This window comes from Chryseobacterium potabilaquae, from assembly GCF_902728265.1.
In the GTDB taxonomy this organism is placed as follows: domain Bacteria; phylum Bacteroidota; class Bacteroidia; order Flavobacteriales; family Weeksellaceae; genus Chryseobacterium; species Chryseobacterium potabilaquae.
In genome coordinates this window covers 14,220-30,128 of record NZ_CACVBR010000022.1, presented here as the reverse complement: position 1 = coordinate 30,128, position 15,909 = coordinate 14,220, and the positions used below count along the sequence as shown (strand labels likewise).

At 32.0% G+C, this 15,909-nt stretch carries 5 protein-coding genes; all 5 read right to left on the bottom strand.

Features of this window, described 5'->3' with window-relative positions; genetic code table 11:
• Positions 1-31 precede the first annotated feature (31 nt).
• The 5 genes from CHRY9293_RS11970 to nusG are packed head-to-tail and all read right to left on the bottom strand — an operon-like array spanning position 32 to position 15,627.
• Positions 32-4,345, bottom strand: coding sequence for a type I polyketide synthase (locus tag CHRY9293_RS11970; RefSeq protein WP_162033193.1), 4,314 nt, complete (start codon positions 4,343-4,345; stop codon positions 32-34).
• Entirely contained in the window at positions 4,335-5,117 is a 783-nt protein-coding gene (locus CHRY9293_RS11965; protein ID WP_228455525.1) for an alpha/beta hydrolase, read from the bottom strand. The genes CHRY9293_RS11970 and CHRY9293_RS11965 overlap by 11 nt, the downstream gene beginning before the upstream one ends.
• The gene (locus CHRY9293_RS11960) at positions 5,107-6,345 is read right to left on the bottom strand and encodes a PLP-dependent aminotransferase family protein (protein ID WP_162033192.1); all 1,239 of its coding nucleotides are present in this window, start codon (positions 6,343-6,345) and stop codon (positions 5,107-5,109) included. The genes CHRY9293_RS11965 and CHRY9293_RS11960 overlap by 11 nt, the downstream gene beginning before the upstream one ends.
• Entirely contained in the window at positions 6,335-15,127 is an 8,793-nt protein-coding gene (locus tag CHRY9293_RS11955) for a non-ribosomal peptide synthetase (RefSeq protein ID WP_162033191.1), read from the bottom strand. Before CHRY9293_RS11955 ends, CHRY9293_RS11960 begins: the two co-directional genes overlap by 11 nt.
• On the bottom strand, positions 15,127-15,627 hold the full coding sequence (gene nusG / locus CHRY9293_RS11950) for a transcription termination/antitermination protein NusG (protein WP_162033190.1): 501 nt from the start codon (positions 15,625-15,627) through the stop codon (positions 15,127-15,129). Before nusG ends, CHRY9293_RS11955 begins: the two co-directional genes overlap by 1 nt.
• Positions 15,628-15,909 lie beyond the last annotated feature (282 nt).

Here is a 15,909-nt window from a genome sequence, read left to right as displayed (position 1 = left end):
AAAACAATTTTCATCAAAAACAAGAGTATTATTAAATTATTATTTTTTTTATATTTTTTTTATCCTGATTTGATAGTTTAAGGGCAATATCCCTGAGCACTAAACTTTCTAATATCATATTTTGAGAAATCGTTAAATTAAATTCTTCGTTAATTTTTTTTCTCAAAACCATTACTCTTAAAGAATCTCCTCCTAACTCAAAGAAATTATCTTCTATTCCGATTTTATCCATATCTAGTATTTCCCTTACTATTTCACATAATCCGATCTCTATTTCAGAACTTGGGCTAACGTAATGATTGGAAATAAGTGATTCTCGAATTTTACTGCTCTTTTTATTCTCTTTAAGTTTAAATAAATTAGTTATTGTATCATTAATATTATTTGGAGAAATTATGATATTAAAATATTTTTTTTGGGACAGAGAGGTTTCCAGAATAGGCAAAATATCTTCATTTATTAATATCTCTGTGTTCAATTCATCATTTTTATCTGTTGTAGCCGCTAGTCCTACATCTTTAATTCTTGACCATTGTAATGTATAAATGGGAAATCTAAAATGATTTTGGACACTTGCATCTGTTAAACTATTTAGGAAACTATTATCTGATATATAGATAGATTGTCCAACAGTTGGTATTGTCGTTGCTCTCGATGAAAAATTGGTAAAAAACTTTAAGCTTCTGTCTTTAAAATATGACAATATAGTCTCCGTTCCTTTTATCTTAGGTGAATTTTCAAGTATATTTTCTCCACTGTTGAGCCCATCAATAAATTCAAATTTGACATGAGCAGCAGTATGGAGGACTGCAGTGATTCTTCCAAAATCTTTTTCTGCATTTTCTAATGCATTAATACAGGATATCTGGTCACAGATATCAGCTTTAACAGTATAAACATAATTATTAATTTTTTCTGTATTTTCATGACTTCTACCAACAGATATAAACTTTGATCCATATTTTTTTTGAATATCATTAATGATGATTTGTGCCATTCCTCCTGTTCCACCCGTTATCAGAATTATATCTTCCCGAGTAAAAGGTTGTACATCTTCTTTGATTTCAATTTCTTGATACTTTCTACATAATATTTGATCTGTATTGATAATTATGGCAAACTCGTTATATTCATCATTACTATTAAATAAATCAAATAGAATGTTAATAGATTGAGAATCTAAACTTTTTACATCAACAATTTTTGTTTCAAAAGATTCGTATTCAAGCATTGAGCACATCAATGGGCCCATAATTTGGGATTTTGAGATATCTAATAAATGATTAACAGAGTTATTTTCCCAAGAAAACACATTATTGCACACCCATATAATTTCCCCTTTTGAGAAAATTTTATTAATATTTCTCAAAAGGTAAGTTATTGTAAAAAAATTTTCAAAATGAACATGATCAAGATTCTCTACTTTTTCATTAAAATCATAATCTAAAAAAGAAACGATTTTATCAAAAGTGAACGTTGAATCTTTAGCATAATTCAATGCCTCAATAATGCTATCTTCGATATTAAAATTAGCTTCAATTTCTTCATCGTTTAATACATTAAAATTGTGACCATGCCTAATTTTCAAAATATTATACTCTTTAAATTTATTCTCAAAAAGAGAGTCGATAAAATCACTTGGCAACAACAATAAGATGTTAGGATAAGCCTCAGAAGAATTTTGTTTGATTTCATAGTTTTCCCATATCGAACTATAAAAAATATCATTTTTTGCAATTCTTTTTTTAGAAGAAAAATCAATATTATCAACCAGTATTTCAGCCAGGAGTTTCGATTTTGTAAAATTATAATAAGGAGGTATTTCGATGTAATTTATTTTCTCTGAATATAGTTTTTCCCATTGAACATCTATTCCATATTCCCATATTTTGCCTAAATTCTGATCAAAAAATACGTCATCTGCAATTTCTATATTTTTATTCCTTACCAGGTTTAATGTATTTTTTATAGAGTATTCTCTTTCAAGCAGATTTTTTATAAAATTTCCAGGTCCAAAATCAATAAAGAGACAATCTTGAAATACGTTTAATATTTTTTTCACACCCTGTTCAAACAATACAGGTTTAATTATATGATCTCCCCAATGTTTTGATGATATTTGTTTTTTATCATTGATAATTTGTCCCGATGTATTCGAAATGAATGGAATTTGAACATCTTTATACTGAATACCGTCAGTATGCTTTTCAAAATTATTTCTTATTATTTCTAATAAAGGAGAATGATTAGGATGTATTGTAGTTAAAACTTTATATTCAGCTCCTTTTTCTATAAGCCATTCTTCAAATTTCTCTATGTTATAAGATTTCCCTGAATAAACTCTCTCATTTGGGCTATTAATAATGGACAAATATACATCTTGAAACTCTTTCTGTTTTATCATATCTTCTGAAGAAGAAACATAAATCATTTTTCCCTCCGGCCCGTTCAAAAGACAAGCAGCTCTTTTAGCAATTGTTTGAATTGTCTGGACTAAATCCATAGCTCCAGAAATACAGCAGGCTGTATATTCCCCTAAACTATGCCCGATAAGGCCGTCCGGTTTTACTCCTAACTCCATCAAATATTTGGCTAAAGAATATTGGATAATAAATAATGTCAAATGTGATTTTACAGTGTCTATTTTATTAATATTCCGTTGTTGATCATATTCTTCATTAAATAAGAAGTCTTTGATATTAATATTTAATTTTTCATTAATAATACTCAAATTCTCATCTAGGATATTTCGATACAGCTTTGATCTCTGATATAATTGTTTAGTAGTATTATTATACAAAACTCCTTGCCCGGGAAATGCAAATATTACATTTTTAATCTTGTCTTTATGCAAAAAATTCAAAGGAGCCTTGGTATTAAAATCTAATGAAACTCTTGTTTTATGGTGAATTTTTCTTAATTGTGAAGAAATCGCCAGCTCATTTATATCATATTGATCTTTTTCAGAATAAAACGTTTTAACAGCTTCTTTTAAAGAAACTTCATTCTTGGCACTCAATAAAAAAACATTTCCTTTTTCACTATTTTTTGCCTTTGTTGCTGGAGCTTCTTCTAAAATGCAATGAGCGTTATTTCCCCCTATCCCAAACGAACTAACGGCTACTCTAGCTGGATTTTCACTGTGCTCAAGAGATATCAAATTATTATTTACATAAAAATGAGTGCTTTGAAAGTCAATCCTAGAATTCGGTGTTTCATAATTAATACTTGGAGGGATCTTTTTGTTTTTTAAAATCATGATACACTTAATCAATCCTATAATTCCTGCTGCCGTATTGAGATGACCTATATTACTTTTAATGGATCCAATAGGGATTTTATTATCTATGGAAATTTTATATGTCTGTTTAAGAGCTTCCACCTCAATAGGATCTCCAAGCTGCGTCCCAGTGCCATGACATTCTATATAGCTAACTGTTTCAGGTTTAATTTTGCTAAGCAGGAAAGCTCTTTTAATTGTTTGTACTTGCCCCTGTATACTTGGTGCTGTAAAAGCAACTCTCTTATCACCGTCATTTCCTATACCTATACCTTTAATGATACCGTGGATGTTATCTCCATCTTCTATCGCATCTTTTAGTCTTTTCAATACTACAACACCAAGTCCTTCTCCCCAAATGGTTCCCGTTGAAGAATTATCAAAAGGCCTGCAATGCCCATCTATTGAATTAATATGCCCATCTGTATATTTATAGGCTTTGTGAGGCTCACTTCCAATATAAACTCCACCGGCAAGACAAATTCTTGTTTCGCCCAGTAAAAGGCTTTTACAAGCAGAATCTACAGCTATGAGAGAACTCGAACATGCTGTATTAATAGCAATAGATGGCCCAGAAAATCCCAATTTGTATGAAATTAAGGCTGGAATATGATAGTAACTGGAAAAATTTTGGAATATAAAATCTTCGATGGGAAATTTATCTTTGTTCTGAAGTGTAAAAATCTTCCAGTTATAATCCTCAGACATTCCTAAAAAAAGACCTGTAGACTTTTTTAACTCTACTAAGGATATTCCCGAATCTTCAATTGCGTTCCAAATTACTTCATGTATATGTCTGCTTTGAGGCGAAAGGAGTAAAGCTTCTTTTTCAGTATATCCAAAAAAATCATAATCAAAGAATTCTTTATTCTTTATATCATTTTTGATTGCAATATAATTGTCTTCTATTTTATATTTTTTTTTCTCTTGGTCGTTTAAAAAGTATACAGATTCTTCTCCATTTACAAGTCCTTTCCACAGATCATTATAATTACCACCCAAAGGAGTTTTACACGCCATTCCAACAATAGCAATTTCTAAACCGGTGTAAACTCTATTTTCCATTCAAAAAATTTATTATCTGATTATTTATTTCGTCACTTTGTTCTTTTGTCCCTTTATCATCCATATCAGTATGCCTAATATCTTTCAAATAAATAATTTTAATCCCATATTTGGTTTGTTCTTCAGGGGTAGGAACCACTCCCGGATCTGCGGGGTAATCAGATCCTCTCAATGATAAGATTCTGGGTTTAGCAGTTCTGGGAATAGGAAAACGCCTATGATCCAGAGATACAACATTATTAATTAAATCGCTATGATCTTTTACAAATAACATTACCATATCTCCTCCATTTGAATGTCCCACTAAGGTAATATTCTTCCAATCAAGATCAGGATATTTTTTTCTACTTTCGTCTATTACAAAACTTATATTTAATTCTCCTTTTTCCCAATTAGGCATTCTGGTTTTATATAAGTCGCCTTTCATGGAAAGAAGATCATCCGTAGCGAGTTCATGCTGAATGGAAATAACAAAGTACTCATTTTCTGCTAAAAATTTGCAAAGCTTAGAATATATCTTATAATCCCCTCCCTTGTTAAAACCATATCCATGATTGAATATGACAATTTTTTTTCCTTGATTGGAATGATTATTATCATAAATAGTAATTGGAACAGAACGGTTTCTGCTATTATCAAATAAAGCAACATCATATTCATTTACTTGAGCAAAATTGGTTCTTTGTGCGATTTCTTTTTTTGTACTTGAACAGCTATAAGATAGTAATATAACCTGAAGACAAAAAAATAAATAAAAAAGTTTACTTATCATAACTATATAATATTTTTCGTGATTGAAGATTTAGTCTTTTTATACTTTTTGTAATGCTCTCTAAATTTTGATCATGAATTATATTTGAAATAATATCAGATATAATATCCATTTCAATTGTACAAAAACCCAGTCTTGTTACCTCCTGAAGTCCAATTCTTAAAAAGTTTTCGTCAAAAATTCTTCTAATATTGATACTTATATTGTTGGCATAAAAAACTTTTGCAATTTTCTCTGCATCAAAAAAGTTTGGTATTCGTATATATAACTGATTGGTTATTAATTCTTTTTTGTTTTTAGGCTCCAAGATAGAAAAACCTTTATCGGTGAGCAAGTTATATAGATATCGGGTATTTTCAATAATTTTTTTCACATAATCTTCGGAAAATTCATCCATTTCTATAATCGCCAAATGCAATGCAATGGTATGATGGGTATGCTGGCTGGAAACCAAGCTTTTTCCTACTTCATCTTTAACAAGATTTCCCAATTGGCTATTTGAAAAATGTATAATCCCTTTTTGAGGACCCGGAAATGTTTTGTGGGTATTGGCTTGAATGATATCGCAGCCTTCGTATATGGGCTTCATAAATTCCTGTGCAAATATAAGTCCAAACGGATGTGATGCATCGTACACCAGAATTGTTTCTTCCCCCAATAATTGTCTTAATAATGAAAAATCTACAGGTTGGCACGCAAGACTGTCATCAATATAAAACATTTTGATGGTATACTTATCCTTTATCTCTAGTATAAAATCATAATCAATTGCAAGCGTCTCTCTTTTTAACGGAACCTTTATAGATTTTCGCCCTGTCTTTTCAATAATATTCTGAGTGGCAAAATGTCCTCCTTTTTCAGGATCAATTGTTAGTATATAATCTCCAACATCAGTAGCTGACAATATGGTACACATCATAGCATATACTCCTGAAAGAGGTCTGAATTCTGTAGCCACACCTCCTAATCTTTTGTTAAGAATTTTTGATGAGATTTCCTCCAGCTTATTTACCAAACCTATTCCCCTGTATATATTACCTTTTGAGAAAGTAATATTATCAGTATTGAAGTTTTCTATTCTTCCTAAATGATATCTAAAAGAGAAATTACTGTTTAAAGCCTTAGCAGCAAAATCTGAAAGAATATTTTCATTTGCTGTCAAATGCAGAATATCCGATAGCTCTCTGGCTTCTTCCTCTAATAAGGAAAGATAATGGTTACTCGTCATAATCATTGTGATCTAAATTGTAAATATTTAATGTAGTTTCTAAAATACTTAAGTTCTCTTCCTGTTCCTGATCAGTAGTAGTAACCGTGGTAGAGAGGAACTCTGCAAGTGTGGAAATATTTGGATATTCAAATACTATTACCGGTGAAATATTTTTATCCGGATAGTTGATTTTTAATTTGTTTGATAATTCAATTGCCCTTACCGAAGTTCCTCCAATATCAAAGAAATTATCGTGAATTCCTATCTGATCTATTTTTAAAATGTCTTTCCATATATTCTCAAGTTCTTTTTCCAGTACATTTCCTGCAGGTGTAAACTCTTTTTTGAATAAATCATTTTCTTGTATATCAGGTAAGTCCTTAAAACTTATTTTTCCAGTATTGGTTAATGGAATATGATCAAGAATTACAATGGATTTAGGAACCATATAAGCAGGTAAAGACGATTTTAATATTTCAAGTATTGCTTCTCTGCTTATACTATTGCCAGCCTTAAAACAAATATAACTAGAAATTAAATCATTGTCTCTAAAGGTTTTAAATACAGTAACACTTACTGCTACTTCTGCGATTTGTTCTATGACAAAATTAATTTCGTTCAATTCTATTCTTATGCCATTAAGCTTGATTTGATTATCCAATCGCCCAATAAATTCTATATCGCCGCTTGGAAGTAATTTTCCCCAATCTCCAGAATAGTAGTATCTAAGATTCGGATCTGAATTTTGAAAATCTGCCTTGGTCTTAAATTTCTGATTTGTTAATGTTTCATCCTGATAGTACCCTAAAGCCAAATAATCACTCCCATAAACAATTTCTCCTTCTTCATATATACGTGCCGGTTTATTACCGGATTTAACAAGGTATACCTTTGTCCGATCAACAGGTTTTCCAATAGGCACATGATAACCTACTATACTTTGATCATCTAAAAATTTTTGACAGACAATAGTAGATTCCGTAGGTCCATACCCATTGATAAAAATAGCGTCCTTTCCGAACTTGTTTTTAAATTCTAAGAAGTCTCTTTTAAATACCGCTTCTCCACCGAGCACTATTAATCTAATTGATGAGAGCCTATATTGGATTGTCTTTATTAAAGACCTGAATAATGTCGGAACAGAATGATAGATCGTAATTTCGTGATGATCAATCCATCGGGCCAAATCATTTATTCCTTTAATATTAACATTAAAAGGGTACAATGTTGCGCCATTCAACAATCCTCCGAAAATATCCATTACGGCAGAATCAAAATTATAAAATGGTATCAGGCTTAGATGATCCTCCGGCGCTATATGTAACTGCCTTGTATATATATTGATAAAATGTAATACATTTTTATGAGATTGCATCACCCCTTTAGGCTTTCCGGTAGAACCAGAAGTATATAAAATATAAGCCAAAGAATCAGCGGATGGAATTTCTTCTAAAGATTGCATTGTACCTTGAGAATCCTGATTAATTATTCTTTCAATATTAACTGAAACAAGAGAAGAATCAATCAAAAATTTGTTTGCAAATTCTTCTGTTTGATTATCACACAATATAAGATCCGTATTGATTTCCGCTATAATTTCTCTTGTCCTGAGCGTATGAAGACTTATATCTAATGGTATATAAGCTTTACCTGCTTTTAAGGTAGAAAGAATTCCCAGAACTGATTGATATCCGTGAGACAACAGAATTAATACTTTGTTATTTCTACTGTGTTTTATTATTTCGTTTGAAATAATAGTAGATGTTTCATTAAGTTCTCTGTAAGTTATTTTTTGATTATCATCTACAACAGCATATTTATCAGGATAAGTTTCACATATATAATCAAATCGATCAATTATTGAATCGTATTCTAGCTCCCAATCTACGTAATCATTTTTAGGGGTAACCGGATCAGAAAGTAGGAACTGATCAAAGATTTCTATTTCCTCAATTATTTTTTCAGAGTGATGAATTACTTCATCAATGATATGCCCAAGCCCCTTTAACCAAAAAAAGACTTCTTTACTGTTGAATAGATCTTTATTAAAAACGCTACTCACGAGAACTCCTCCGGAGGTAGTTTCTACAAAAAATTCTAAATCAAATTTTGAAGCTGTTAAATGGTCTTTTTTATCATCACAGCCAGGCTCATATTCAAAATTATCTTTGATAAAATCTAAGATATTAATAACGACTGGAGTTAAAGGAAGGGTATGGACTGTATTATTAATTTTTAATAAATCACATATCTCGTGAACTGAGATATCAGCATGATTTAAAGCCTCAATAGAAGTACTATGAACCTGATCTAAAAGTTTTTCAAAAGAAGCATGCTGATTCAGCAAATCATTGTGAAATATAATATTTGTAAAAAGTCCTATTATATTCGAAAAAGCAGGATCATTCCTTTTGGCAACAGGTATCGCTACCGTAATGTTATTAGTATTAGAAATTCTACCTAATAAAATTTTGAAACATGAGATAAAGAATGTTGACAATGTAACTCCACGTTGTTTTATAATTTTTTTTATCTCATCATAGGATCTATTATCAATTTGAAAATCAGCATAATTTGACGTATAGGCTACTTCATGGTCTATGGATTTTTCAGGATTAGAAATATGTAAATAATCAGGTACGTCTTTAAGCTTGTTTTTCCAGTACTCTAATAGAATGTCTTTGTTTTGGTGTTTCAAATAATTAACATAGTCAATATATTCATAATTAGTTCCGGGAAGTGTATTGTTTTTATTTTTATAAATAGTTAGAAGTTCATTTCTAAATAGATTAACAGACCAACCGTCAAAAATTAGATGATGTATTTTCAAAACAACTTTGAACCTATCTTGTTTAGGAATTACATAAATTTTAAAAAGTGGATATTCATCTAAACTAAAGTCATTTTCTAAATTTTGAGCAACAAGATCTTCTTCTGAAATAATGTTAATATCATATTTATCATAGTCATTTGTTATGATTTTCTGTAAAGGTAAATTATCATGTGTAATGAAAACAGTTCTTAAAGACAGATGTCTCTGTACTATCTTATCTATAGATTTCTTTAATAAATTAATATCCAATAATTCGTCTACAATCAACTGCGTGACAATTATATTGGAAGTATTATTTTTCACTTCTGATATCCACATGTTCATTTGCTGCGGTGATAATTTGTAAGGCTCCGAAATCTCCTCAAATCTCTCTATTTCTTTTTTCTCCATAATCAGAGAATAGGCAATATACTGTATATGAGGATTTTTAAACAGAACAGAAAGTTCCACGCTCATTTTGTGACGGGAATTTAGGATTGAAATAAACTGCATTGCTTTTATACTATTCCCTCCTAATTCAAAGAAACTATCTGTAATTCCTACTTTTTCAATACCTAAAACTTCCTGCCATATCTTTACTAGCTTTTTCTCTATTTCATTTTTCGGAGCTACATATTCCTTTCTTACCATATCGTATTCTTTTACATCCGGTAGAGCTCTACGATTTATCTTTCCGTTTGGAGTAAGAGGTACTGAATCTATTTCAATAAAAAAACCAGGAACCATATATTCAGGAACTTTAGATTGCATATAGTCCCTTAATTCTGATTTATCCAGTTTCTCAGTGGGGTCTTTCTTTACATAGAATGCTATTAATATATTATCCCCGTTAATTTCTTTAGTATCAACGATAGTCTGATTTATAGAGTTATGCTTAGTAAGAACGGTCTCCACCTCATTTGTTTCGATACGATATCCCCTTACTTTCACCTGGAAATCTTTCCTCCCAAGAAACTCTATGTTCCCATCCGGAAGCCATCTGGCAATATCTCCTGTATCATACATTTTACTACCAGGAATGAAAGGATTAGCAATGAACTTCTCTTCCGTTAGCTCTTTTTTATTAATATATCCTTTCGCCAGTCCTGCTCCTGAAAGATATAATCTGCCATATTCACCTATTGAGCATAACACCTTATTTGTGTTTAATATATAAACATATATATTAGCTATTGGTTTACCAATAGGTGGAATATAGTTTTTAACTGTTTTTTCATCAATCACATAAGTAGTAACTACATGGGTTTCCGCAGGTCCATAATGATTATGAATCTTTATAAGTTTCTCATTAATACTTTCAAAAATGGCATTATTAAGAATTAGTTTCTCTCCGGCTACTATAATATGCTTAACGTTTTCTCCTACGCATTCTAAAAATGAATCATCTTCTATTAGAACTTTAAAGTATGCGGTCGGGAAGAATAAGACGTCTAATTTATTTTTTGAAATAAAATAAGTAAGTGCCTGAATATCCTTCTTAATTGTATCTGATACAGGGAATAGCGTAGCTCCTGTTAATAAAGTACTGAAGATCTCTTGAAAAGATACATCAAAACTTGGATTAGACAAGAAGGTAACTTTATTATATGGGGCAATAGTCTTTATGTGATATTTAATCAAATTCAGAATGTTTTCCTGTTGCATCATCACTCCTTTAGGCGATCCTGTAGTTCCTGAGGTATAAATCACATACGCCAAACTATCTGGTCTGCTGATTATCGGAAGATTCTGTTTTGTGTATTGTCTTTTCTGTTCTTTTAATTCCTCATGATAAGACTCTAAAAAAGCGGCATCAATGGTAACCTTTGCTTGAGTGTCATGCTCTATGTACTCAATTCTTTCCTCCGGGTACTCAGGATCGACAGGAACATAAGCTGCTCCCGACTTTAAAATTCCCAAGATTGCCACGATCATCCTCTCGCTCCTCTCAAGCTTGATAGCTACCAAATCATCAGGTTCTATCTTATAATTTTGTCGTAGATAATCCCCCAACTGGTTTGCCTGTTCGTTAAGCATTCTGTATGTAAGTTCAGTATCCTCAAAAACTACTGCAACATTTTTCGGCGTCTTCTCAACCTGCTTCTCAAATAATTCTATAATCGTTTTATCGCTAGGATAATCTACTTTCGTATCGTTGAACTCATGAAGAAGCTGCTGACGCTCTTGCTCTGTTAAGAAGTCTATTTCTTCTATGGTTGTTGTCTCCGCTTTATCTTCTGTATTTTCTATAGCCTGGGTCAAAAGGTTCTCAAAATGACCAAACATTCGTTGGATGAGCTGCTCATCATAAATATCAGTATTGTATTCAATACTACATCCTAACTGTTCCCCTTCTTCTGCAAAAGCATAGCTCACATCAAACTGGGACGTCTTACGTTGATAATCATATCCCTCTACCTGTAGGCCTTCTATATTGTTTTGTGCGTTTCCTATCTGCAACTGACCTTGACTCTGGAATACAACCAATACATCAAACAATGCCGAACGGCTCATATCACGCTTGATATTAAGCTTACCCACAAGTTCATCAAATGGATAAAGCTGATGCTCATAAGCCGATAGTAAAGTGTCCCTCTCTTTCTTAAGCAGGGACTCAAAAGTATTGCTGTCACCTTCCAACCTTGTCCTTATGGCGAGAGTATTCAGGTAAAGCCCGATTTGATTCTCTAAATCAGGGTGTTCTCTTCCCGCTAGCGGGGTACCCACAATAATATCCTGTTGCCCTGTATAGCGGTATAGTAATGACTTTATCCCAGCCATTAAAGTCATGAATAATGTTACTCCATGCTTCTCCGAATACTGCTTCAGCTTATCTGTAAATTCTTTTGAGAATAAGTGGCTGATGTTATTACCATTATACGTCTGTATCAACGGTCTTGTTTTATAGCTCGGTAATTCCAATACAGGAAGCTCTCCTTCAAATTGTTCTAACCAATATGCTTCCGCATTCCGGTATTTTTCTCCCTTTATCTCTTCCTGTAGCCATACTGCATAATCTTTATATTGTATTGCTAATTCTTCTTTTAATATTTCATCTTCCTTAGCATTTCCATTAAGAAGATTATTATAGTTTTCTACAACCTCTGATACCAATACTTCTGTTGACCATCCATCACCAATGATATGGTGCATGGATAAAAAGAACAGGTGTTCTTTGTTTTCTCTCTTCAGTAAAGTGGCTCTTATGAGTGGGCTCTCTTCTAAATTAAAGGCTTCATTATTGGCAGACTGTAAGTAGTCTTCTACTTCTAATTCATTCTTCCCACTAAAATCTAATACTTCTATTGTAAAATGAAGTTCTTTTTTAAGGATGATATACTGACGGATTTCTTCCGTAGTCTTATCCGACTTAAATGATGTTCTGAGTATCTCATGTCTATCTATCAAAGCTTGGAAGGACTTTTCAAAATATGCTTCATTAAGCTCTCCTCTTAAAGTAACTACCGCAGGCATATTATAGGCCTGTGAACCACCTTCCAATTGGCTCAGAATCCAAAGTCTTTGTTGTGATGGTGTTAGTGGGTAGTTCTCTTGTTCTGGTGCTTTCGGTATCGGGGTATACTCTTTTCCTGTAAGACTTTTGGTAATACCTTCAATGCTAGGCGAAGCAAAAAAGTCTTTGAAACTTACCTGCATTGATAGGCTCTGATGGATCCTATTTAGTACCTGAGCTACCATTAAACTATGTCCCCCAAGTTCAAAAAAATTGTCAGTAATCCCTACCTTCTCTACGCCCAATATTTTCTGCCAAATCTCAGAAAGCTTTTCATCTGTAGCATTTCTAGGGGCTACATATTCTCGCCTAATCAGATCCTCGCCCGTAACACCTGGAAGTGCCTTGCGGTCTATCTTGCCATTGGGTGTGAGGGGTATATTTTCTAACTCCACAAAGAAACCGGGAATCATATAGTCAGGCAGTTTACTCTGAAGATACTCCCGCAATTCTGACTTGTCTATACTTGTTTCACTGTCATTAGTATAATAAGCTACCAGTACTTTTTCTCCATTAATGTCCCTTGCATCGGTAACGACTTGTCTGATGGATGGACTAAACCAGTTGATATTCATCTCAATCTCGCCCAATTCTATCCTGTAACCTCTGATCTTCACTTGGAAATCCTTCCTACCCAAAAATTCTATGTTCCCATCAGGAAGCCATCTCGCCAAATCTCCAGTATCGTACATCTTCGTCCCCGCTTCAAAAGGATTGTCTATAAACTTCTCCCTTGTCAACTCAGGTTTATTCAAATAACCTCGGGATAAACCTGCGCCGCTTACATACAACGTACCGCTTACTCCTATAGGAACTACCCGAAAATCTTCATCTAAAATATAAACACTCGTATTCGAAATCGGAACGCCAATAGGAACTGATATGTAATCTTCGTGTGGACTGAGTTTAAAAATACTGGTACATACAGAATATTCTGTCGGACCATAAGCGTTATAGTAGCTTACTCCATTTTCAACGAGTTCTTTTGCCTTGATTGGGTTCGCAGGTTCACCTGCTGTAATAATTGTTTTTAAGGATTTCAAATCTTTCTCTGGCAATAGTTCCAAATAACTTGGAGGAAAAGTAACAACGGTAGATTTAGTTTTTTCTAGGAATGAAATAAACTGGTCTTTATCTTTTTGCTCTTCTTCTGTTGGAATACATAGTGTTGCGCCCGAATAAAGACTCATCATAATTTCAGAAATAGAAGCATCAAAAGCTACAGAAGCAAACCATACAATTTTATCTTCAGCGGTAATTCCAAACGTCTTTATTTGGTCTAAAGACATATTGATATTGCTGTGATGTTCCACTAAAACTCCTTTGGGTCTTCCAGTAGAACCTGATGTATAAATTAAATATGCAACATCATCAGACTCTATTGTAACATTGAGATTAGCTGTTGATTTAAATTGAATTTCATTTAATTTTAGAGAAATGTAGGGCTGATTAATATCTAATGTTTGGGCAATATCTTGCTCACTTAACAGTATTTTCGCTTTACTATCCTCTAAAATATAATCAATTCGGTCTTTCGGATAATTAATATCAATAGGTAAATAAATACAGCCAATTTTTTCAATTGCTAATAATGAAACCAACAAGTCTACAGATTTAGGCAACAATATTGCTATGACCTCTCCGTTCTCAACAATATATTTCTCTTTTATATAATTTGCTAATTGATTTGCTTTCCCATTGAGTTCATGATAAGTAAGTTCAATATCCTCAAAAACTACTGCCACATTATCAGGGGTCTTCTGCACCTGTTCTTCAACCAACTTAACAACGGTCTTATCACTTGGATATTCTCTTTTTGTATTATTAAATTCTACTAATAATTGATGAACTTCCTCTTTATCAACAAATGAATAGTCTTTTTTATTTTTATTCAAAAGAATGTCATAATCCGAAAGTATATTAATTACGTTTTTCAATAAACTTTCAATAACATAATCTGGATATTTTTCCTTATAAAAAACCGTAAAAAGAAAATTGTCTTCTATTTCTTCACATAATAAAGAGATCTCATCATTTAGAGACTCAGTTTTTTTACCAAACTGAATGGAAAAATTAGAAAACGGTTCTATGTTTAGATCAGAATTATAATTTTTATGAGAAAAAACCTGTTTAACTTCAGTGGCAGTATTTTGCAATAATTTTTTGAATGATCTTGCATCATTTCCAATTTCCAATAACAAATATTTTTCCAAATCAATTAAATGAGATGGGTACACTTTTATAAAACCTTGATAATTTTCAAAGTATTTATTAATTACGAAAGAAAAGACAGAGGAAACTATTGTAAATTTTGAAAGAGAATTGTTTTTTGCGACTTTTATAAAGCCTTCAAAATTTTCTTTCAAAATTCCTTTTTTGAGACTTTTAATTGGCCCCTTTGAAAAAGCAGCTTTTTCTTTACTTGCTATTTTATTATGCCAAAAAATGTTGGATAAAATCTGAGTATCGTTCATTAAATTAAGTGATAAGAGTGTATTTCAGCAACGAGACTTTGTTGTAAAGAGTCTATCCTCACACAAATCTTTTGCTTGTTATCTATTTTTATAATTTCACACTCGTAGTTTTCAAAAGGTCCGGAAGTAATTTTCCTTTTCTCACCAATGTTTAAATCTTGAATGTTTCTTATTTCAATTTCTGAAAACTGATTAAGAAATATTTTAACTCTATTAATTTCCTCATCAGGAACCCTTACTAATCGACCTCCAAACTTGATGAATATAACGACACCATCAATTGCGAGAGCTCGTAAGTAATCTTTTATTGTTTCTAAATAAATGAAAACATAAGAACTAAAAAGAGGCTTCTCTACTTTTTTCTTACGATCACTCCACTGGGAGATTATCTTATTAAGTGGCAAGTATACTTTGAAGTTTTGCTCAGTCAGTATTTGTGCAGTCTTTTTTTCGTAACGTGATTTGGTATAGATAACATACCATCCTTTTATAAAATTCATTTGCATATAATTATTATCATTTTACAGCTTCGCCCTTTCAGTCACATTAGCCTACCTAAATTATATTTTCAAAAAATATTAAAATCAATGAAGTTCTAGAAATCCAGTTGCATTGAATCTGCCTTTTATTTGCTAGACAAGCAAAAGTGGAAATGTATATTTACAACTTCTCCATTCTTGTTTAGCAAAGATGCAGTAGCTTTTTTGCTGATACAAGAAAAGCATATCAGGATTTATAAATTTTGGGTAAATATTATACGAAATTTATAAATTCAGGCAAGG